Source organism: Streptomyces sp. NPDC044921, from assembly GCF_056432865.1.
The window spans coordinates 1-20,247 of record NZ_JBWKIF010000032.1 but is presented as its reverse complement, the minus strand read 5'-3'; the positions used below and the strand labels follow the sequence as shown (position 1 = coordinate 20,247).

Annotated in this window: 16 protein-coding genes and 2 pseudogenes; 12 read left to right on the top strand and 6 right to left on the bottom strand. The window is 75.1% G+C overall.

The window, feature by feature from the left end:
• The first annotated feature begins 5 nt into the window (after window positions 1-5).
• The 5 genes from AC07DA_RS33905 (at window position 6) to AC07DA_RS33885 (ending at window position 5,027) form a co-directional block, all read left to right on the top strand.
• Complete coding sequence (locus AC07DA_RS33905) at window positions 6-1,031, top strand: LacI family DNA-binding transcriptional regulator (RefSeq protein WP_479132055.1); 1,026 nt, start codon at window positions 6-8, stop codon at window positions 1,029-1,031.
• 108 nt (window positions 1,032-1,139) lie between these two features.
• Entirely contained in the window at window positions 1,140-2,441 is a 1,302-nt protein-coding gene (locus AC07DA_RS33900) for an alpha/beta fold hydrolase (protein ID WP_479132054.1), read from the top strand.
• 28 nt (window positions 2,442-2,469) lie between these two features.
• Entirely contained in the window at window positions 2,470-3,213 is a 744-nt protein-coding gene (locus tag AC07DA_RS33895) for a PIG-L deacetylase family protein (RefSeq protein WP_479132053.1), read from the top strand.
• 27 nt (window positions 3,214-3,240) lie between these two features.
• On the top strand, window positions 3,241-4,191 hold the full coding sequence (gene sigJ / locus AC07DA_RS33890) for an RNA polymerase sigma factor SigJ (protein WP_479132052.1): 951 nt from the start codon (window positions 3,241-3,243) through the stop codon (window positions 4,189-4,191).
• Window positions 4,185-5,027, top strand: coding sequence for a pentapeptide repeat-containing protein (locus AC07DA_RS33885; protein ID WP_479132051.1), 843 nt, complete (start codon window positions 4,185-4,187; stop codon window positions 5,025-5,027). The genes sigJ and AC07DA_RS33885 overlap by 7 nt, the downstream gene beginning before the upstream one ends.
• On the opposite strand, the gene AC07DA_RS33880 is transcribed toward AC07DA_RS33885, so the two are convergent.
• Complete coding sequence (locus AC07DA_RS33880) at window positions 4,989-6,485, bottom strand: cytochrome P450 (RefSeq protein WP_479132050.1); 1,497 nt, start codon at window positions 6,483-6,485, stop codon at window positions 4,989-4,991. The genes AC07DA_RS33885 and AC07DA_RS33880 overlap by 39 nt on opposite strands.
• Window positions 6,486-6,594: 109 nt before the next feature.
• Between AC07DA_RS33880 and AC07DA_RS33875 the strand changes: the two genes are divergently transcribed.
• The gene (locus AC07DA_RS33875; RefSeq protein WP_479132049.1) at window positions 6,595-7,203 is read left to right on the top strand and encodes a TetR/AcrR family transcriptional regulator; all 609 of its coding nucleotides are present in this window, start codon (window positions 6,595-6,597) and stop codon (window positions 7,201-7,203) included.
• An 87-nt stretch (window positions 7,204-7,290) separates the two neighbouring features.
• Complete coding sequence (locus AC07DA_RS33870) at window positions 7,291-8,016, top strand: DUF2470 domain-containing protein (RefSeq protein ID WP_479132048.1); 726 nt, start codon at window positions 7,291-7,293, stop codon at window positions 8,014-8,016.
• On the opposite strand, the gene AC07DA_RS33865 is transcribed toward AC07DA_RS33870, so the two are convergent.
• The 4 genes from AC07DA_RS33865 to AC07DA_RS33850 all read right to left on the bottom strand — a co-directional run bounded on the left by AC07DA_RS33865 (window position 7,984) and on the right by AC07DA_RS33850 (window position 12,354).
• On the bottom strand, window positions 7,984-9,174 hold the full coding sequence (locus AC07DA_RS33865; RefSeq protein WP_479132047.1) for a lactonase family protein: 1,191 nt from the start codon (window positions 9,172-9,174) through the stop codon (window positions 7,984-7,986). The genes AC07DA_RS33870 and AC07DA_RS33865 overlap by 33 nt on opposite strands.
• Before the next feature lie 112 nt (window positions 9,175-9,286).
• On the bottom strand, window positions 9,287-10,453 hold the full coding sequence (locus AC07DA_RS33860; RefSeq protein ID WP_479132045.1) for a hypothetical protein: 1,167 nt from the start codon (window positions 10,451-10,453) through the stop codon (window positions 9,287-9,289).
• Window positions 10,454-10,497: 44 nt separating this feature from the next.
• A complete protein-coding gene (locus tag AC07DA_RS33855; RefSeq protein ID WP_479132044.1) occupies window positions 10,498-11,751 on the bottom strand; it encodes an FUSC family protein in 1,254 nt (417 codons plus the stop codon).
• 108 nt (window positions 11,752-11,859) lie between these two features.
• Window positions 11,860-12,354: an FBP domain-containing protein gene (locus AC07DA_RS33850; protein ID WP_479132043.1), complete on the bottom strand. Its 495-nt coding sequence runs from the start codon at window positions 12,352-12,354 to the stop codon at window positions 11,860-11,862.
• A gap of 132 nt (window positions 12,355-12,486) precedes the next feature.
• Between AC07DA_RS33850 and AC07DA_RS33845 the strand changes: the two are divergent.
• Window positions 12,487-13,413 (top strand): annotated as a pseudogene (locus AC07DA_RS33845) (DUF3626 domain-containing protein).
• Here the strand turns inward: AC07DA_RS33845 and AC07DA_RS33840 are convergent.
• Window positions 13,353-13,997, bottom strand: coding sequence for a PAS domain-containing protein (locus AC07DA_RS33840; RefSeq protein ID WP_479132042.1), 645 nt, complete (start codon window positions 13,995-13,997; stop codon window positions 13,353-13,355). The pseudogene AC07DA_RS33845 and the gene AC07DA_RS33840 sit on opposite strands and share 61 nt — an antisense overlap.
• A gap of 151 nt (window positions 13,998-14,148) precedes the next feature.
• Here AC07DA_RS33840 and AC07DA_RS33835 point away from each other — a divergent pair.
• From AC07DA_RS33835 to AC07DA_RS33820, 4 genes and pseudogenes are all read left to right on the top strand, one after another.
• Window positions 14,149-17,344, top strand: a pseudogene (locus tag AC07DA_RS33835) (cytochrome P450).
• A 110-nt stretch (window positions 17,345-17,454) separates the two neighbouring features.
• Window positions 17,455-18,348 (top strand): phosphotransferase family protein, encoded by an 894-nt coding sequence (locus AC07DA_RS33830; RefSeq protein ID WP_479132096.1) that lies wholly within the window; start codon window positions 17,455-17,457, stop codon window positions 18,346-18,348.
• A gap of 94 nt (window positions 18,349-18,442) precedes the next feature.
• The gene (locus AC07DA_RS33825) at window positions 18,443-19,732 is read left to right on the top strand and encodes an ROK family transcriptional regulator (protein ID WP_479132041.1); all 1,290 of its coding nucleotides are present in this window, start codon (window positions 18,443-18,445) and stop codon (window positions 19,730-19,732) included.
• 60 nt (window positions 19,733-19,792) lie between these two features.
• Window positions 19,793-20,068, top strand: a complete 276-nt coding sequence (locus AC07DA_RS33820) for a hypothetical protein (protein ID WP_479132040.1) — start codon at window positions 19,793-19,795, stop codon at window positions 20,066-20,068.
• Window positions 20,069-20,247: the final 179 nt, after the last annotated feature.

Sequence of the window (20,247 nt, the reverse complement as noted above, 5' to 3'; positions counted from 1 at the left end):
GCCCGATGGCCCAGTCGGTGGGTATCAAGGACGTCGCCCGCGCCGCCGGAGTCTCCGTCGGCACCGTGTCGAACGTGATCAACCGCCCGGACACGGTCGCCACCGAGACCCGGGCCCGCGTGCTGTCCGCGATAGACCGGCTCGGCTACGTCCGCAGCGAGTCCGCGCGCCAGCTGCGCGCCGGCCGCAGCCGCATCATGGGGCTGCTCGTGCTCGACATGGGCAACCCCTTCTTCGTCGACGTCGCGCGCGGCGCCGAGCGCGCCGCCCGGAAGGCCGGGCTCGGCGTCATGGTCTGCAACAGCGCCCAGAACCCGGGCGAGGAGGCCGAGTACCTGTCGCTCTTCGCCGAGCAGCGGGTGCGCGGCGTGCTGCTCACCCCGGCCGACGCGACCGGCCGCAACATCGCGGCGTTCCGCCGGCACGGCATCCCGTTCGTGCTGGTCGACCGGGTCGCCGAGGGCACCACCGAGTGCTCGGTCTCCGTCGACGACGTGGCGGGCGGCGCCCTCGCGGTACGCCACCTCGTCGACGCCGGGCACCGCTCCCTGGCCTACGTCAGCGGCCCGCCCGGCCTCAACCAGGTCCGCGACCGGCGCACCGGCGCCCTCGAAGCGCTCGCCGAGGCCGGGCTCGGCCCGGACGCGCTGCGCGAGCTGCCCACCGAACGGCTGGACGTCGCTGCCGGCCGCGACGCCGGGGCCCGCCTGCTCGGGCTCGCCGACCGGCCCACCGCCGTGTTCTGCGCCAACGACCTGCTCGCCCTCGGCGTGCTCCAGGCCATGTACGCGGCCGGGGTGCGCGTCCCCGACGACCTCGCCATCGTCGGCTACGACGACATCGAGTTCGCGGCCGCCGCGGCCGTCCCGCTCACCTCGGTCCGCCAGCCCGCCGTCACCATGGGCGCCATGGCGGCCGACCTGCTCCTGGAGGAGACGGAGGAGGAGGGCGCCGCCCGGCCGCACGAGCACCGGCGGGTCGTGCTCCAGCCCGAGCTCGTGGTCCGCCGCTCCAGCCTGGCCGCCCGCTGAGGCTGAACGGCCGTTCAGCAGGGTTCCATGATCGAAGGCCGCACACCCGGACGATCCCTGTGATGGACTGGGACGCGGTCCGAGCATCCGTCCGTCCCGGGAGCCCTGTTGATCCTCAGCTACCGCCAGCCCGGAGTCGTCCTCACCGACCGGCGCTTCACGGTGCCCCTCGACCACGACCGCCCCGGGGGCGAGACGATCGAGCTGTACGCCCGTGAGGTCGTCGCCGGCGACAAGGCCCGCCAGGAGCTGCCCTGGCTGCTCTACCTCCAGGGCGGGCCGGGCTTCGGCGCCGACCGCTCCGTCGGCCGGCCCGGCTGGCTGGGCAGGGCGCTGAAGGAGTACCGCGTGCTCCTGCTGGACCAGCGCGGCACCGGCCACTCCACGCCCGCCAACCGGCAGACGCTCCCGTTGCGCGGCGGCCCCGCCGAGCAGGCCGACTACCTCACCCGCTTCCGCGCCGACTCCATCGTCCGCGACTGCGAGGCCGTGCGGGCCGAGGTCACCGGCGGGGCGCCCTGGACCGTCCTCGGCCAGAGCTTCGGCGGCTTCTGCGCGACCACGTACCTCTCCCTCGCCCCCGAGGGCCTGGCCACCGCCGTGATCACCGGCGGGCTGCCCTCGCTGGACGCCCACGCCGACGACGTCTACCGGGTCGCCTTCCCGCGGATCGAGCGCAAGGTCGCCGCCCACTACGCCCGTTACCCGCAGGACGTCGAACGCGCCCGGCGCATCGCCGACCACCTGCTCACCCACGACGTGGTCCTGCCGAGCGGCTACCGGCTCACCGTGGAGGCCTTCCAGTCCCTCGGCATCCTCCTCGGCACCGGCGACGGCACCCACCGCCTCCACTATCTCCTGGAGGACGCCTTCGTCCGCACCCCGCGGGGCCTCACCCTCTCCGACGCCTTCCAGGAGCAGGCGCAGGGCATGCTCTCCTACGCCCGCCACCCGCTGTACGCCCTGATCCACGAGTCGATCTACGGCCAGGACGCCCGGCCCACCGCCTGGTCGGCCGAGCGGGTCCGCGCGGAGTTCCCGCAGTTCGACGCCGCCAAGGCGCTCGCGGGCGACGAACCGCTGCTGTTCACCGGCGAATCGATTCATCCCTGGATGTTCGCGTGCGACCCGGCCCTGCGCCCGCTGCGCGAGACCGCCGACCTGCTCGCCGCCCGCACCGACTGGACACCGCTGTACGACCCCGCGCGCCTCGCCGCCAACGACGTACCGGTGGCCGCCGCCGTCTACCACGACGACATGTACGTCGACACCGCCCACTCCCTGCGCACCGCCGGGACGATCCGCGGCCTGCGCACCTGGGTCACGGACGAGTACGAGCACGACGGCGTGCGCACCGGCGGCCCCCGGGTCCTTGACCGGTTGCTGGCCCTCGCGCGTGACGAGGCGTGATGCCGGTGCCGCGGACTAGTCTGCCGGCATGACGGAGCCGACGAGCACTCAACTCCAGCCCATGCCGGAGGACTGGCGGCGCGCCCTCGCGGTCGTCGCCCACCCGGACGACCTCGAGTACGGCTGTTCCGCGGCCATCGCCGCCTGGACCGACGCGGGCCGCGAGGTCGCCTACGTCCTCGCCACCCGCGGCGAGGCCGGCATCGACACCCTCGCCCCCGAGCAGTGCGGCCCGCTGCGCGAGCGGGAGCAGCGGGCGAGCGCGGCGGTGGTCGGCGTGAGCGAGGTCGAGTTCCTCGACCACAGGGACGGTGTCATCGAGTACGGCACCGCCCTGCGCCGCGACATCGCCGCCGCCATCCGCCGGCACCGGCCCGAGCTGGTCATCACCCTCAACCACCGGGACACCTGGGGCGGCGTCGCCTGGAACACCCCGGACCACGTGGCCGTCGGCCGGGCCACGCTCGACGCGGCCGGCGACGCCGGCAACCGCTGGATCTTCCCGGAACTCACCGAGCGCGGCCTCGAACCCTGGGACGGCGTGCGCTGGGTCGCCGTCGCCGGATCCAGCTCACCCACCCACGCCGTGGACGCGGCACCCGGCATGGAGCGCGCGGTGCGCTCGCTGCTGGAGCACCGCACCTACATCGAGGTACTGACCGACGAGGACCCCGAGACGTACGTGCGCGGCTTCCTGACGCAGCACGCCGAGGCGATGGGGGAGCGGTTCGGGGGCCGGCCGGCGGTGGCGTTCGAACTGTTCAGCAGATGATCTGAGACGGCCATCACGGGGGAGAGCATGACGGGCAGTGAGGAACTGGCCGGCCGGTTCGAGGAGCACCGGGGCCGGCTGAGAGGCGTCGCGTACCGCATGCTGGGCTCGCTCAGCGAGGCGGAGGACGCCGTGCAGGAGACCTGGCTGAGACTCGGCCGTGCCGACGCGGACGGCATCCGGAACCTCGGCGGCTGGCTCACCACCGTGACCGGCCGGGTCTGCCTCGATCTGCTCCGCTCGCGCGCCGCACGCCGCGAGGAACCGATGGACGACACGCTGGGCACGTTCGTCCCGGACCCCGTGCTCAGGCCCCTGCCGCAGCTCGACCCGGCGGAAGAGGTGCTCCAGGCCGACTCGGTGGGCCTGGCCCTGCTCGTCGTCCTGGAGAACCTGGCGCCCGACGAGCGGCTCGCGTTCGTGCTGCACGACCTGTTCGCCGTGCCGTTCGACGACATCGCGCCCGTCGTGGAGCGCAGCCCGGCCGCGACCCGGCAGCTCGCCAGCCGAGCCCGGCGCCGGGTGCGCGGTGCCACGCCCTCGGCGGAACCCGACCTCGGACGGCAGAAGGAGGTGCTCCACGCCTTCCTGGCCGCCTCCCGTGCCGGCGACTTCGAGGCGCTGCTGGCGCTGCTCCACCCGGACGTGGTGCTGCGGGCCGACTCGGGTGCGCTGCTGCGCGGGGCGGCCGTGTCCAAGGTCGTCCAGGGGGCGAAGGCGGTCGCGGAGCAGGCGCTCATGTTCGCCCGGTTCTCGCAGGACGCGGAGCTGGTCTTGGTCAACGGCTCGGTCGGGGTGGTCAACGCGCCGGGCGGACGCCTGCGTTCGGTCATGGGCGTCACGCTCGCCGGCGGCCGCGTCACCGCCCTGTACATCCTGGCCGACCCCGAGCGGCTGGCACGCCTGGAGGCACCCGGGCGCGCGGACCGAGCCGGGCCACCGCGGCCACCGGACCCCGGGCTGTCGTCCGTATGCTGAACGGCATGCGAGATCACCAAGCCGCGCGAGCGGACCTGCGCGGCGCGTGCGAGCGGTGCTTCGGGCTCTGCTGCGTCGCCCTGCCCTTCGCCGCCTCGGCCGACTTCGCCGTCTCCAAGGACGCCGGCACGCCCTGCCGCAACCTCCGGGACGACCACCGCTGCGGCATCCACGCCACACTGCGGCAGAAAGGATTCACCGGCTGCACGGTCTACGACTGCTTCGGCGCCGGGCAGCGGGTCTCGCAGGTCACCTTCGAAGGGCGGGACTGGCGGACCGGGCCGCCCGGGCACGCCCGCCGCATGTTCGACGTGTTCCCGGTCGTCCGTCAGCTGCACGAACTGCTGTGGTACCTGACCGAGGCGCTCACCCTGCCCGCCGCCCGGCCCCTCCACGGCGAGCTGCGCACGGCGCTGGAGCGGACGGAGGAACTGGCCGGCGGCACCCCCGCGCGGCTGGCCGCCCTGGACGTGGCGGCCCACCGCCAGGAGGTCAACGTCCTGCTGCTGCGGACCAGTGAGCTGGCCCGGGCCGGCACCAAGGGCCGCGGGAAGGACCGCAGGGGCGCGGACCTCGTGGGCGCCCGCGTCAAGGGCGCCGACCTGCGCGGTGCCACGCTCCGCGGCGCCTGCCTGATCGCCGCCGACCTCACCGGCGCGGATCTGCGCGGGGCCGACCTGATCGGCGCGGACCTGCGCGACACGGACCTCACGGACGCCGACCTGACCGGGGCCTTCTTCCTCACCCAGCCGCAGCTCAACGCGGCGCGGGGCGGCGCCGGCACCCGCCTGCCCGCGTCAGTCACCCGCCCCCGGCACTGGACGGCGCAGCTCTGAGGCCGGTTCCGGCACCGGTGTGCGACGCTCCGGGCGCAGCCGCAGGCCCTGCGGCATCAGCGTCAGACGTTCCGTGACCCGCAGCCGGTAGGCGGGGTCGGGCCGCAGCTCGTAGCGGCGCAGCAGCAGGCCGAGCACCAGCGTCGCCTCGTGCAGGGCGAACTGGCGCCCGATGCACGCCCGCGCCCCCGTCCCGAACGGCTTGAACGTGTGCGGGGCCCGGGACCGTACCGCCGCTGCCTCGAAGCGGTCCGGGTCGAACCGCTCGGCGTCCGGACCCCACACCTCGGGGTCCCGGTGCAGCATCGGCGTCAGCACCAGCGCCCACGCCCCGCGCCGCATCGGGTGCTCCCCGGCCAGCACGGTGTCCTCCCGGGCCTCCCGGGCGAAGGCCGGCGCGGTGGGCCACAGGCGCAGCGACTCGTCCAGCACCCGGCGGACGTAGCGCAGCCGGGCCACCTGTTCGTAGGCCGGTTGCTCCGCGTCCGCCCAGACCCGGTCCACCTCGGCGCGGGCCCGGGCCGCGGCCTCGGGGTGGCGGGAGAGGTAGTGCAGGGCGAAGGAGAGCGCGCCGGACGTCGTCTCGTGGCCGGCCACCAGGAACGTGATGACCTGGCGGCGCACGTTGCGGTCCGTCAGCCGCTCCCCGGTCTCGGGGTGGGCCGTCAGGAGCATCCGGTCGAGCAGGTCCCCGTCCCCTCCGCCCCCGGCGCGCCGGGCCCGGACCAGTTCGTCGACCGTGCGGTCGAGGTAGGCGATGTCGGCCGCGTTGCGCCGGCTCGCGCCGCGCAGCAGCAGCGGGGCCAGCGGGAACGGCACCGTGTTGAGCCGCTGCGCGTAGGTCAGGGTGCCGACCATCGCGGTCACGAAGGGGTGTGGCCGGGTGCGTTCGAACGAGCCGAAGTCGTGCCCGAAACCGGTGCGCGCGATCGTCTCCAGCGTCAGTTTGGTCATGTCGCCCGGCACGTCCACGGTCCGCCCCGCCGCTGCCGCCCGGTCCCAGTGCTCCGTCAGCCGCCGTGCCACGGACAGCATCATCGGGTGGTAGCCGGCCATGGCCTCCCGGCTGAACCCCGGGGCGAGGACGTCGTGCGCCAGCTGCCAGTTCGGCTCGTGGTTGTACGCCGTGAACAGGCCGTCCCCGGCGACCGGCCGCAGATTGGCGACGCCGAGCCCCACGTGCTTGGCGAACCGCGACTCGTCCGCGAGGTCGGCCGTGTGCCGGGCGCCCCAGACGAACACGAACTCCTTGCCGAAGGCCTTGCGCCGGAAGACCGGACCCAGTTGACGGGCGTACCGGAGCGAGTCCTGCAGCGGAGTGCGCCGGTTCACGCCCACCACGTCCCCGAGCAGCGGGATCCGGTGCGGGGGGTGCGGGATGCGGTCCAGCTCCGGCCAGCCCAGCTCGGCACCGCGGAAACCCTTGGGCTGCTCCGGCCGTGTCGGCGCCTCCGTCATGACGCGATCTCCCTTGATCCAGCGGCGGCTTGGCGCGTGTTGTACGTGGGTTCAACAGCGCGGTTCAGTCTGGTCCCGTTGTTGAACCGGCGTCAAGTAAAGTGCGGGCATGGCCGCGAACCAGGGCGGGCGCACGCGCCGCCGGCTCAGCACCGAGGAGCGCCGGGAGCAGCTGCTGTCGGTGGGGGCGCGGCTGTTCTCGGACAGCCCCTACGACGACGTGTGGATCGAGCAGGTCGCCGAGATCGCCGGGGTGTCGCGCGGGCTGCTGTACCACTACTTCCCGACCAAGCGGGACTTCTTCGCGGCGGTCGTCGAGCGCGAGAGCGAGCGGATGCTGCGCATGACGGCGGCGGTGCCCGGTGTCCCGGTGCGCGCCCAGCTCGCGGCCGGCCTGGACACCTTCTTGGAGTACGTGCGGGCGCACGCCCACGGCTACCGGGCCTTCCACCGCGCCGACGCGGCCGGGGACCAGGCGGTGCGGCGCGTCTACCAGCGGGCCCTGGCCGCGCAGGAGCGGCAGATCCTCGCCGCCCTCGCCGCGGACCCCGAGTTCGGTCCCGCCTTCGAGGAGCGCCCCGAGGTGCGGCTGGCGGTGCGCGGGTGGCTCGCCTTCACCACGTCCGTGTGCCTGGAGTGGCTGCGCGACGCCGAGTTGAGCCGGGATCAGGTGCGCGACCTGTGCGCCCGCGCTCTGCTGGGCGTCCTCGCGCCCTGAAAAGGCTCCGTAAAGAACACCTGCCCTGGTTGGCGCACACCTCGATCTTCGATAGGTTAGGTAAGGCTTACCTAAAGGAGGTCTGGGATGGGTGACGGCAGCAGCTGGACGGCGGCCCCCGCCGCCGCGGAGCGGGCGCGCTCGGTGCTCGCCGCCGCGTGGTCCTGCTCGGTGACCGCGGAGGGCACGCGGGAGGAGCTGGTCGGCGCGCACACGGTGGCCGAGGACGGCCGGGTGAGGGTGACCGTGCCCGAGGACAGCGCCCTGCTCGGGGCCGCGATCTGTGCGCCCCGAGGCGAACCGTCCGCGGTGCTGGAGTTCGCCGACGTCGCCCCGGTCCCGGTGCGCAGCCGGATCCGCGCCCGGCTGTGGCTCGCCGGCTGGTTCGCCGTCGAGGAGGACCGGCTGGCCTTCACCCCCACGCGTGTGGTGCTGCGCCGGCCGTCGGGAGCCGTGGTCGTGGACCTCGACGAGTTCGCCGCGGCCGAACCGGACCCGCTCACCACGGCCGAGGCCCGCCTGCTGACCCACCTCGCCGACTGCCACGCGGACGCGGTCGAGCGGCTCACCCGGCTCGTCGAGCCGGACAGCCTGCACGGCGCGGTCCGCGTCCAGCCGCTCGCCGTCGACCGGCACGGGCTGACGCTGCGCATCGAACGCGCCCGCGCCCACGGCGACGTACGCCTGGCCTTCCACCGGCCCGCCGACGACGTCGCGCAGCTCACCGAGCGGATGCACGTGCTGCTCGGCCAGGCGGCCGCCGCCTCCTGCCCCCGGGCGCTACAGCGGCAGCGCACAGACGGCGACCGGTGAGGGGAACGATTCGCCCGTGGCCCGCAGGGCGCCGCTCTCCCCGTCGACGCGGAAGACCGTGACGCTGGAGGACTTCTGGTTCGCCGCGAACAGCAGCGTGCCCTCGGGGGAGAAGGCGATCTGGCGCGGGAAGTCCCCTGCCACGGGCACGGTGTCCAGCAGCCTCAGGCGGGCTCCGTCCGCCTCGATCGCATAACGCGTGAGGCTGTCGTGGCCCCGGTTGGCGAGGTACGCGTACCGGCCGTCGCCGGTCACCAGGAGCTGCGCGGGATAGTTCGTGCTCGGACCCGTGCCCGTCGGCTGCCCCGCGCCGACGCGCAGCCGCCCGGAGGCCGGGTCGTAGGCACAGACGGTGACCGTGTTGCCGGCCTCGTCGGCGAGGTAGGCGTGGCGGCCGCCCGGATGGAAGGTGAGGTGCCGGGGACCGGCGCCCGGCCGGGTCCGCGCCCGGGCGACCTCGGTGAGCGTGCCGGCCTTCTCGTCCAGCCGGTAGGTGTACACGGTGTCCGTGCCCAGGTCGACGGCGAGCACATGGCGCCCGTCGGGACTGGTGACGACCTGGTGGGCGTGCGGCCCGTCCTGGCCCGGTCCGGGCTGCGGGCTGGAGTGCCGGACCAGGTCGGTGCGCTCGCCCAGCGCCCCCGTGGCGTCGATGGGATGCACGGCCACGCTGCCCGAACCGTAGTTCGCGCTGAGCAGCCAGCGGCCCCCCGGATGCACCGACAGATGGCAGGGCGCCGCCCCGCCGGTGCTCCGGCTGCCCAGCACCTTGCGGTCGGACAGCCGCACGGCCGTCACGGCGCCGTCCTCGCGCTCGTCCACCGCGTAGAGCGTGCGCCGGTCCGGGTGGAGCGCGAGGTACGACGGGTCGCCGACGCCGGTGACGGTGCCCGTGCCGGTGATCCGGCCCGTCGCCGGGTCGTACGTCGCCAGGCCGATGCCCTTGCCGCCGCCCTCGACGGAGGTGTACGTGCCCAGGTAGAGGGGGCGGGGTCCGGAGGGGCGGCGGGCCTCGCCGGACGGGCTCGCGCCCGTGGCGGGCGAGGTCGTCGGAGCCGTCCCGGGCGCCGGCGCGTCGTCACAGGCCGGCAGTGCCGCCGCGGCGGCCCCGCCGGCCAGTGCGCCGACGAACCGGCGCCTGCTCCAGCCACTGTCCATGTCGCCCCTCCAACAGGTCCTCACTCGTCCCCGGCGCGGACAGCCACCTTGACCTGGATCACCTGTCGGGTGCAAACAACGGCCCGGGCGCCGCGCAACCCGCCCGTCGCGGCTACCAGTCGCCGTCCTCCACGGGCTCGCCCGGAGCGTCCTTGAGCGGCCGCACCTGCCCCGGCGCGGGCTGCTGCCAGGGCTCGTGGTCGTCGCCGAGCCAGTCGCCGACGGGCTTGACGGCCTGCAGCGCGTCCGGGGCCGACAGGTCCTCGGCGTCCTGGTCGTAGTAGTCGAACCAGGGCAGGCCCGCGCGGGTGTACGCGGCCCGGTCCACCGGGGAGGGCGGCGGGGCCTCGCCGGTGATGCGGTGCCACTCCGGCGGCGTCACCAGGTGCACGAACACCCGCCCGGCGGGCTGCTCGGACCAGTCGGTGAGCGGGCGGTCGTCCGCGTAGACCTCCTGCCGCATGGAGCCGCCGACGCCGAGGCCCATCGCGGCGGCCGCGCGGCGCGGGCTCACCGGGGCGGCACCGGCGGTCGGGGCCGCTGCGGGCGCGGACGGAGGGGAGCCGGGGGCGGGCGCCGCCGCCATCGGCATCGGGGGGACGCCGAAACCGCCGGTCGAGGGCGGTGCCGCCCCGGGCGCCGCCGCGCCGAAGCCCCCGGGCGGGCCGGCGGGCCCGCCCGCCATCAAGGCGCCGTAACCGCTCGGCGCGGCCGCCGACCGGGCCCGCTCCAGCCGCCGCTGCTGGGCGCGCCACGTCGCCAGCTCCTCGTCGTTCAGCGGGAAGGACCGCAGCTGGACGCCGCCCCACACCTCCTCGCCCGTGACCTGGCCCTCGACCGTGGCACCCAGGCCGAGCGGGACGGCCACGAACTGCCGCACCGTGCCCGTGCCGGAGTTGATGCCGTCCAGCCAGGGCTGGCGGGGCAGCACCACGTAGTTCTGCGGGTCACGGGTCAGCGCGTCGCTCCACGGCCGGCCCGAGACCGCGCACACCTTGCCGACGCCGACCTGCAGCGCCGCCGGCTCCGCCGTGCCCGAGAAGTTCAGCCACATCGCCTCGCGCAGGTACACCGGCAGCATCACACCGCCGCGCGCCCGCATCTCCTCGGGGATCCGGTCCGCGTGGTCCGCCACCCGCCGGACCGGGAACTCGCCCAGGCCCGGCGGCAGCGGATGCGTGCCCGTCTCCGGCAGGCGCAGGGTGCGGATGAACCGCACGGCCACACCGCCCGGCAGCCGCAGCGTGTTCCCGTCGATCCGCACGGTCGTGTCGGCCATCGGCCCGCCCCCTCGCCTCGGCGCCGGCCCCTCGCCGGCTTCCCTCAGCGAGAACGCCCGCCGAACCCCGCGCGGTTCCGCCACAGCTGTTCCTGAACGCCCAGGCGCTCCCGCAGGCGGGTCAGCCGCGGCATCCGGGCGCGCTGTTCCGCCGACACCCGGTCCAGCTCCTCGAACAGGCGCTTGGTGCGGTGCTCGGTGTCCAGCTCGTCGAGGATCCGGTTGACCTCCGCCAGGACGGCGCCCGGCAGCTGCCAGTTCCCCTTGTCGCGCTCGGCCTCCTGGCGCAGCAGCACGGCGAGCTTGTCGCGGGTGGCCGCGGCGGAGCGCAGCTCGGCGGCGAGACGTTCCTCCGCGGACTCGGCGCTCGCGCTCAGGTGGGTCGTCACCAGGACCGCGAAGCTGACCACGGCGTCGGCGATCTGCGACAGCAGCTGCTCCAGCACGGCGCCCGTCTCGGGCTCGAACAGCGGCTGCGGCTCGCGCTCCTTGGCGAGGTCGGTGAGGGAGCGGGCGAGCACGCGCAGGACGACCGTGCAGATCTCCAGCGTGTCCAGGCCGGTGCGCAGCACCACCCGGTGCAGCAGGCCCTCCCGCACGCGCGGGTTGAGCCGCAGGCTGTCCTCGGCCTGCCGGAGGGCGGCGTCCACCTCGACGATGTCGTGGTCCAGGCGCCGCGCCTCGTGCAGCCGCTCCGCGGCCCGGTCCACGGGCGGCGCGCCGGCGGCCTCCTCGCCCATGCGGAGCATCAGCTGACGCAGCCGGCGGGCCAGGCCCTCGATCGACGCGCCCGCCTCCTCCACCCACACCGGGGGTGCCAGCAGCAGGTTGCAGCCGAGCCCGACCACGGCGCCGATCAGCGTCTCCAGCACCCGGGCCCAGGCGGTGTCGCCGACCGTGGTGACCCCGAGGACCAGCATGGCGCTGATGGCGACCTCGGGCACGTACTCCTCGACCCGGACCAGTCGTCCCACGACCAGTGAGGCCACGAGCAGCAGCGCCAGGCTCCACCAGGTCAGGCCCACCAGCAGGCTGAACGCGATGGCGACGAGCACCCCGGTCACCACCGCGTTCACCCGCCGGAAGCCGTTGGTGAGCGTGGCGTACAGCGTCACCTGGACGACCAGCAGGGCTGTCAGGGGAGCGGTGAGCGGTGCCTTCTCGGGGCTCAGCCGGAGCGCGATCACGTAGGCGATCGTCGCCGCGAACGCCGATCGCAGCGTCTGGACGACCACGGGATCACGGCGCTTGCGCAGAATCCTGCCGGCCTGCACCGTCCACTCACGTGCCTGTCGCATCCTCGGGCCGTTCCCCTTCCTCCGGCGTTCCTCCGGCGTCGAACGCGTCCATGAAGGACGTTAGTGCCGTCGGGTACCACGGGCGAACGAGAGCGATCACGACGAAGATCACATGGTGAGCTTGTCGAGGAAGGCGGCCAGGTTGCCCCTGGTCCGCTCGATCTGCTCCTGAAGGGTGAGGCTCTCCTCGAACCGGGCCCCGGACTCCGGCTCCTTCTTGCCGCGCAGGTACAGGGAGCAGGCGAGGTCGGTGCACATGTACGCCCCGACGGTGTTGCCCTCACGGCCCGCCGCACCGGCCTTGGGCGCCGTCATCAGCGAGACGCCGCCGCGCGGGTGGGTGGTCAGGCACAGCGAGCACATGCTGCGGTGCAGGAAACCCCGCTGCGCGGCCTGGAACCGCATCGTCACGCCCACGAGCCGTCCGTCCCGCTCGGTCACCAGATAGCTGCGGTCGGGCGCGCCGGGATCGCGCCACCCGAGGAAGTCGAGATCGTCCCAGGGGCGCTCGGCGAGATCCCGGGGCACGGCCAGCCGCTTGGCCTCTCCCTTGGAGCAGTTGATGAAGGAGGTGCGGATGTCCTGCTCGGTGAGTGGTCTCATGGGAGGCTCCTGGTGGTCGTTTCCCGAACCTAGGGGTCCTAGGTTTCCGGGCAAGGGTAGGTGTCACCGACGAGGGGGAGCCAATGGATTTCCGTGAGGTCGTCCCCGCGCGCCCGGGCGGCGCTGCGCCATGTGGCGGCCCGCTCGGCGGGGCCCGCCGTCGACCCCCGGCTGCGCATCACGCTCAACTTCCACCCGGACCGGTCCACGTCCGCCGGTCCGCTCCTGGCGGGGCTTCGTCCGGGACGGCGCCTACCACTCGCAGTTCGTCACGGGCACCGGCAACCGCGGCCTCACCGCCCGTCCCGGGGGCGACCGCCGGCGCTGGGAGAGCGGGATCTTCGGCGGGGCGTACGACGGGGCGCCCGGCCGGGAACGGCCCGTGTACGGCGCCCTGAACGTCCGCGGACAGGTGATCGGCGCCGCGCCCCCCTTCGGCTCCGCGCACTTCCGGCTGCGCGCCGCGACACTGGCGCGTGCCACGTTCTGCCATCCCGGCAGCGCCGCCGAACCGGCCGACTTCGGCGTCGCGGCCGGCATGCCGCTGATCGCGCTCGGCGAGGCCGGTGAGCGGGACGCCCTCGACGACTACGTCGAGGCCCACGTGCACGGCGGCGTCGTCCTCGACCGGGACGTCGAGGCCCTCGTGCCGGACGCCTGCTACCGCGGCACGCCCGTGGAGACGGCGGCCCGGCGGCTGCCCTGCCCGGTGGAGTGGCACCCCGGCTACCGTCTCACCGTGGCCGGGCTGCGCCGCCCCGCGGACTACCGAGGCCCGAGTACGCCGAACTCGGCGCCCGGATCGCCCGGGACGGCGTGGTCGATCCGCGGGCCGTCGGCGACGCCGCCCGCGCCGGCCGCTTCGACCTCCAGGATCTGAAGAAGGTCTGGCACGTCCTCCCCCGTTTCGGCGCCCCGGAGGGCGCGGGCACGGCCAGGAGCCTGCCGGCGGAGCCGCCGGACGCCGCGCCGCCCGGCGCCCTAAGCTCCACGGCCACCTACTCCACGACCGCCGCCTCCGGCGGCCAGACCCCCGGCACCAGCACCCCCAACGCGTAGGCCCGGGCCACCAGTTCCGTGCGGTTGGCCGCCTGCCAGCGGGAGGACAGACGGCGCAGGTGGTAGGTCACTCCGTCGGCGGTCAGGCCGGTCTCGCGGGCGGCCCGGGCCGTGGTGGCGCCGGCGGCCAGCAGGGCCAGGATCCGCGCCTCCGCCGCCGTGACCCGGGCCTGCCCCGCGGGCGGCGCGCTGCGGGGTGCGCGCTCGCCGTCCACCCGCAGCATCACCAGCAGGGCCGGAGTCTCCTCGACCGTGTCGCTGACCGGGTCGGCCGTCAGCTCCCCGTACCGCTCGGCGCCGCCGGGCGCAGGCCAGCGCACCGACACCTGGTAGCGCGAGCGGTGCCGCAGCCGCAGCGCCTGGGCGATCCGCTCCACCTGCGTCGCCTCCCGCGGGCTGAACAGGTCCAGCACGTCACGGCCGCGCAACTGCCCCGGCGTCGCGCCGCACTCGGCCGCCATCGCCGGATTGGCGAGCAGTACCGCGCCGTACACGTCGCACACCGCGACCGGCATCGCGACCCGGTCGAAGAGGAGCAGGGCGCGGTTGCGCCACCGCACGGCCTCCAGCCGGGCCAGGTCCACGAACCCCTCCTGCCACGCCGGGCCGCCCCCGCGCAAGGGCGACGCGTCTGCTCGTCCTACACAATCATGTAGCGCGGTGAACCCGGCCGCCGGGGCCCGTGGACCACGCTGGAAGCAGTACTTCCGTACCGCGAAAGGCAGTTGTCGCGTCATGCCCCCCACCGGACAGACTCCCCCCACCGCAGACTCCTTCCCCGGCGCCCCCGTCGCGGACATCTCCGCCACGGGCCCCGGGGGCACGCCCGTCCAGCAGGCCATGGACCTCATGCGCGAGCACGGGCCCGTGTTCGTCCGGCGGCTGCACGGACGGGACACCCTGTTCGTGGGCGACCCCGACCTCGTGGCCGAACTCGCCGACGAGGAGCGGTTCGCCAAGCACATCGGCCCCGGTCTGGAGAACGTCCGCGAGTTCGCCGCCGACGGCCTGTTCACCGCCTACAACGACGAACCCAACTGGGCCAAGGCGCACGACATCCTCATGCCCGCCTTCGCGCTGGGCTCGATGCGCACCTACCACCCCGTCATGCTGAGGGTGGCCCGCCGGCTCATCGCCTCCTGGGACCGCGACGCCCGCGCCGGGCGGCCGGTGAACGTCCCCGACGACATGACCCGCATGACGCTCGACACCATCGGCCTGGCCGGCTTCGGCTACGACTTCGGCTCCTTCGAGCGGGCCGAGCCGCACCCCTTCGTGGAGTCGATGGTCCGCTGCCTGGAGTGGAGCATGACCCGCCTCGCCCGCGTCCCGGGCGAGGACCACTCGGCCGCGGACGCGGCCTTCCGGGACGACTCCGCCCACCTCGCCCGGGTCGTCGACGACGTCATCGCCGCCCGCGCCGGAACCGACCAGAGCGACGCCGGCGACCTGCTCGGCCTGATGCTGACCGCCCGGCACCCGGCCGACGGCACCACGCTCGACACGGCCAACATCCGCAACCAGGTCATCACCTTCCTGATCGCCGGCCACGAGACCACCTCCGGAGCCCTGTCCTTCGCGCTGTACTACCTCGCCAAGCACCCGACGGCGCTCGACCTGGTGCGGCGCGAGGCCGACGCCCTCTGGGGCGGCCGGGACGACCCCGAGCCGACGTACGACGAGGTGGGCCGGCTCACCTACACCCGCCAGGTCCTCAACGAGGCCCTCCGGCTGTGGCCCACGGCCGCCGTGTTCGCCCGGCAGGCCCGTGAGGACACCCTGCTCGGCGGCCGCGTCCCGCTGCGCGCCGGACAGGCCGCCCTGGTCCTCACGCCGATGCTGCACCGGCAGCCGGTCTGGGGCGACAACCCCGAGCTGTTCGACCCCTCCCGCTTCACGCCCGAGGCGGAGGCCCGGCGTCCGGTGCACGCCTTCAAGCCCTTCGGCACCGGTGAACGGGCCTGCATCGGACGGCAGTTCGCCCTGCACGAGGCGACGATGCTGCTCGCCATGCTCGTCCACCGCTACCGGCTGCACGACCACGCCGGCTACCGCCTCAGCGTCAAGGAGACCCTCACCCTCAAGCCGGACGGCTTCACCCTGGCCCTCACCCCGCGCACACCGGCCGACCGCAGCCACGCGCCGCTGCCCGGCGCCCGTCCGGCCGGGCGGACCCCCGCCTCCGAGCCGCAGGGCCTGCCCGCCCGCGTCCGCCCCGGCACCGCCGCCCTCTTCCTGCACGGCAGCAACTACGGCACCTGCCGCGACTTCGCCGCCCGGCTGGCCGACGAGGCCGCCGCCCTCGGCTGCGCGACCGAGGTGGCGCCCCTGGACGCCTACGCGCAGGGGCTGCCCGCCGACCGGCCCGTCGTCATCACGGCCGCCTCCTACAACGGCCGCCCCACCGACGACGCCACCGCCTTCGCCGCCCGGCTGGAGGAGGACCACGACCTGTCGGGCGTGACGTACGCGGTGCTCGGCGTCGGTGACCGCAATTGGTCCGCCACCTACCAGCACGTCCCCACCCGGATCGACGAACGGCTCGCCGAGCGCGGCGCCACCCGCCTGCTGCGGCGCGCCGCCGCCGACGCCTCCGGCGACCTGGCCGGCACCGTACGGCAGTTCACGGCCGCTCTGCGCACCGCCCTCCTGGAGCGGTACGGCGACCCGGACGCCACCGCGCCGCAGCACGCCGCGCCCACCGCCGCCTACGAGGTCCGCACCCTGACCGGCGGCCCGCTGGACGCCCTCGCCGAACGGCACGGCCTCGTCCCCATGCGGGTCACCGAGGCCCACGACCTCACCGCGCCCGGCCACCCGCGCCGCAAGCGGTTCCTCCGCGTCGCCCTGCCCGACGGCGTCACCTACCGCACCGCCGACCACCTCACCGTGCTGCCCGCCAACGCCCCGGACCTCGTCACCCGCGCCGCCGCCGCACTCGGCGCCGACCTCGACACCGTCCTGGACATCCGCGCCCGCCCGCGCCGCGACGGCATCGCCGTGGACCGCCCCCTGACGGTGCGCCGGCTCCTCACCCACCACGTCGAGTTGCAGGAGCGCCCGAGCGCCGGGCAGCTGGCCGCGCTCGCCGCCGCCAACCCGTGCCCGCCGGAACGCGCGGCCCTGGCCTCCCTCACCGACGACCCGCGCACCCTCGTGGAGATCCTGGAGGATCACCCGGCGCTGCGGGGGGGGGGGGGGGGGGGGGGGGCTGGGCTGGCCGCAACTGCTCGACCTGCTCACGCCGCTGCGCCCGCGCCACTACTCCATCTCCTCGTCGCCGGCCGTCGACCCCGGTCACGTGGACCTGATGGTCTCGCTGCTGAGGGCCCCGGCCCGCTCCGGCCGGGGCGTCCACCAGGGCACCGGCTCCGGTCACCTCGCCTCGCTGCGGCCCGGCGACACGGTGTACGCGCGCGTCCAGCCGTGCCGGGAGGCCTTCCGTATCGACGCCACCTCCACCACACCGATCGTCATGGTCGCCGCGGGCACGGGCCTCGCCCCGTTCCGCGGTGTCGTCGCCGACCGCGCGGTGGCCCTCGCGGCGGGCGCCCAACTCGCCCCCGCCGTGTGCTACTTCGGCTGCGACGCCCCCGACGCCGACTTCCTGCACGCGGAGGAACTGCGCGCCGCCGAGGCCGCCGGGGCCGTCTCCCTGCGCCCCGCCTTCAGCCAGGCCCCCGAGGGGGAGGTGCGGTTCGTGCAGCACCGCGTCGCCGCCGAGGCCGAGGAGGTCTGGTCCCTGCTCACCGCCGGAGCGCGCGTCTACGTGTGCGGGGACGGTTCCCGAATGGCGCCCGGGGTGCGGGAGGCGTTCCGTACGCTGTTCCGCAAGCACACACCGGACGCCGACGACACGGCCGCCGGGCAGTGGCTCGACGGACTGATCGCGGACGGGCGCTACACCGAGGACGTGTACGCCGCCGGCTGACGCCGGCACGGGGGAGGGGTGGGCACACGGTGGTGGACTCCTGGGAGCGGGCCCGGCACGTCCTTCAGGAGGCGGGCCTCGACCCGGGCCGCCTCGCCCACCTCGCCCCGATGGCCGGGGGCACGTACAACACCGTCGAGGAACTGGGCCTGACCGACGGCAGCCGCTACGTGCTGAAGATCCCGCCCGGCGCCGCCGTCCCCGGCCTGCGGCACGAGCGCGGGCTGCTGGTCTCGGAGGCCGGGTTCTTCCGCTCGGCCGCCCGCGCCGGGGTCACCGTGCCCCGGGTGGTGTCCGGGGGCGAGGGCTTCCTGCTGATGACGGCCTGCCCGGGCGAGCCGTGGGACGACACGCTCACCGACGCGGAACACGCCGCCCTGCGCGCGGAGCTGGGACGCCAGGTGGCCCTGCTGCACCGCGTGACGGGCCCCGGCCACGGCTACCCCTCGGGCGCCCTCGGCCCGCTCGCCCCCGACTGGCGGACCGCGTTCGCGGCGATGTTCGACGCCGTGCTCGACGACGCCCGGCGCTACGGGGCCTGGTTGCCCCGGCCCGTCGACGCGGTCGCCCGCACGGCCGCGTCCGCGTACGGCGCCCTGGACGCGGTCACCGTCCCGTGCCTGGTCCACTTCGACCTGTGGCGGGGCAACGTCCTCGTCGACCGCTCGGCCGGGCGGGCCCGGATCGGCGGCCTGATCGACGGCGAGCGCATGTTCTGGGGCGACCCCCTGGCCGACTTCGTCTCCCTGGCCCTGCTGGGCGACATCAGGGAGGACGAGGCGTTCCTGGCGGGCTACCGGGAGGCGGGCGGCCGGGCCGTGTTCGACGGACCCGCCCGCCTCCGCCTCGCCCTGTACCGCGCCTACCTGTACCTGATCATGCTCACCGAGACAGTGCCGCGCGCGGTCGGCGGCGAGCAGCGGCGGCGGGTGGGGGAGACGGTCGCGCCGGCCCTCCTCGCGGCCCTGGACGAGATCGCGGGGGCCGCCGGGGCCGTCGGTTAGCTCACATCGTGAAATAAGGGTTGGAGGAATGTCGCGCCACGCCCGGCCCCAACGGTATGTTGCAGGCCGGACAGGGGATGCCGGAAGGAGCCACATGGCGGGGCGGAACGGGCGCACGGTACGCGACCTCAGACGGGCCAACCGCACGGCCGTGCTGCAGCGGCTCTACTTCGACGGCCCGCTCAGCCGCTTCGAACTCGGCCCGGCGACCGGTCTGAGCTCGGGCTCGGTCAGCAACGTCGTCGCCGACCTGATCGCCGACGGGCTGGTCGAGGAGGCCGGGAGCGTCGACTCCGACGGCGGCCGTCCCCGCACCCTGCTGCGCGTGGCACCCGCCAGCGGCCACATGATCGGCGTCGACGTCGGCGAGACCCGGGTCCGGGTCGAGCTGTTCGACCTGACCCTCACCGAGCTGGCCCGCGCCGAGCGCCCGCTCACCCCGCAGCGGTACGAGGTCGAGGTGATCGTCGACCACATCCGCCACGGCATCGCCGAGGTGCTCGACGCGGCCGGACTCGCGCCCGAGCGGCTCCTCGGCGTCGGCATCGGCGTCCCCGGCATCGTCGAGCGCACCCCCGACCGCGGCGCGCTGGTGCATGGGCAGACCATCGGCTGGGACGCCGTCCCGCTGGAGGCGCTGCTGCGCACCGGTTCCCCGCTGCCGGACACCGTGCCGTACGTCATCGACAACGGCGCCAAGACCCTGGGCCAGGCCGAGATGTGGTTCGGCGCCGGCCGCGGCGCCCGCAACGCCGTCGTGGTCCTCTTCGGCTCCGGCGTCGGCGCCAGCCTCGTCACCCCCGACGCCGACCAGGGCCGGGCGGTCGAATGGGGGCACCTGACCGTACGGGTGCGGGGCCGCCGCTGCCGGTGCGGGGCGCTGGGCTGCCTGGAGGCCTACGCGGGCGCCGAGTCGCTGCTCGCCCGCTGGCGGGAGGAGGGCGGCCGCGTCCCGGAGGGCACCGACGAGGAGACCGCCCTCACCGCGATGCTCGCCGCGGCCTACCCGCCCGAGGGAGGTGCGTCCGACCCCGTCGCGCTGGCCGTCCTGGAGGAGACCGCCGAATACCTGGGCGCGGGCCTGTCCGACCTGATCAACCTCTTCCAGCCCGAGCGCATCCTCATCGGCGGCTGGGCGGGCCTGGCGCTCGGCTCCCGCTTCCTGCCCGCCGTACGCCGCCACGCCCTGTCCTACGCGCTGCGCCACCCGGCCGGGAAGGTGACCGTCGACCTCGGCCGGCTCGGGCCTGACGCGGTCACGGTCGGCGCCGCGATCCTGCCGCTCGCCGACTTCTTCGCGCGCGGCGGCCGGCGTCCCGACCCGGCCCCGCAGTCCCCGCTCCCGGCGTGGCACACGGCGCTGCAGGAGCGGGTGCCGCGCTGAGGTTTCGCCGATCACCGCGGAGGTACTCGCGAGGCGCCCGACGACCGAAGGGAGTACGCCGTGACCGACCACCGCCTCGACGCACCCGGCGAGAACGGTGATCCCGTTCCGCGGGACATGCCGGACCAGCAGGCCGATGCCGGCGAGGACCCGTGGGAGGTCGCACCGCGCTTCACGGGTACCGGCAAGGACGACGACGAGGACCGGGCCGGCGGGTCCGACGAGCCGGCCGGAGACGTCCCCGACACCGACGAGGCGGGGACGGGCCGGCAAGGGGCACCGAGCTCGGGTACGGGACCGACCGAGAACCCGGTGCCGGACGAGCCCTCCGGCTGAGGCCGAGGAGGGCGTACACCGAGGGCCGCGGCCGACTGTGGGGGTCGGCCGCGGCCCTCGATCCCGTTCCGGGCCAGGCTTCCCCCTTCGCGGGGGGGGCCCCCGGCCCCCCCCCCCGGCCCCCGCGCCGGCCCCACCCCCCCACCGCCCCCGCCCCGGCGCCGGCCCAGCCCCCCCCC

What these genes read in the sequence shown, in the direction of transcription:
- AC07DA_RS33885 (WP_479132051.1), top strand. Translation starts at nt 4,185, where the DNA reads ATGCTGAACGGCATGCGAGATCACCAAGCCGCGCGAGCGGACCTGCGC.
- sigJ (WP_479132052.1), top strand. Translation starts at nt 3,241, where the DNA reads ATGACGGGCAGTGAGGAACTGGCCGGCCGGTTCGAGGAGCACCGGGGC.
- AC07DA_RS33825 (WP_479132041.1), top strand. Translation starts at nt 18,443, where the DNA reads ATGGCGGGGCGGAACGGGCGCACGGTACGCGACCTCAGACGGGCCAAC.
- AC07DA_RS33905 (WP_479132055.1), top strand. Translation starts at nt 6, where the DNA reads ATGGCCCAGTCGGTGGGTATCAAGGACGTCGCCCGCGCCGCCGGAGTC.
- AC07DA_RS33865 (WP_479132047.1), bottom strand. Translation starts at nt 9,174, where the DNA reads ATGGACAGTGGCTGGAGCAGGCGCCGGTTCGTCGGCGCACTGGCCGGC.
- AC07DA_RS33895 (WP_479132053.1), top strand. Translation starts at nt 2,470, where the DNA reads ATGACGGAGCCGACGAGCACTCAACTCCAGCCCATGCCGGAGGACTGG.
- AC07DA_RS33850 (WP_479132043.1), bottom strand. Translation starts at nt 12,354, where the DNA reads ATGAGACCACTCACCGAGCAGGACATCCGCACCTCCTTCATCAACTGC.
- AC07DA_RS33830 (WP_479132096.1), top strand. Translation starts at nt 17,455, where the DNA reads ATGGCCGGGGGCACGTACAACACCGTCGAGGAACTGGGCCTGACCGAC.
- AC07DA_RS33880 (WP_479132050.1), bottom strand. Translation starts at nt 6,485, where the DNA reads ATGACGGAGGCGCCGACACGGCCGGAGCAGCCCAAGGGTTTCCGCGGT.
- AC07DA_RS33860 (WP_479132045.1), bottom strand. Translation starts at nt 10,453, where the DNA reads ATGGCCGACACGACCGTGCGGATCGACGGGAACACGCTGCGGCTGCCG.
- AC07DA_RS33875 (WP_479132049.1), top strand. Translation starts at nt 6,595, where the DNA reads ATGGCCGCGAACCAGGGCGGGCGCACGCGCCGCCGGCTCAGCACCGAG.
- AC07DA_RS33870 (WP_479132048.1), top strand. Translation starts at nt 7,291, where the DNA reads ATGGGTGACGGCAGCAGCTGGACGGCGGCCCCCGCCGCCGCGGAGCGG.
- AC07DA_RS33855 (WP_479132044.1), bottom strand. Translation starts at nt 11,751, where the DNA reads ATGCGACAGGCACGTGAGTGGACGGTGCAGGCCGGCAGGATTCTGCGC.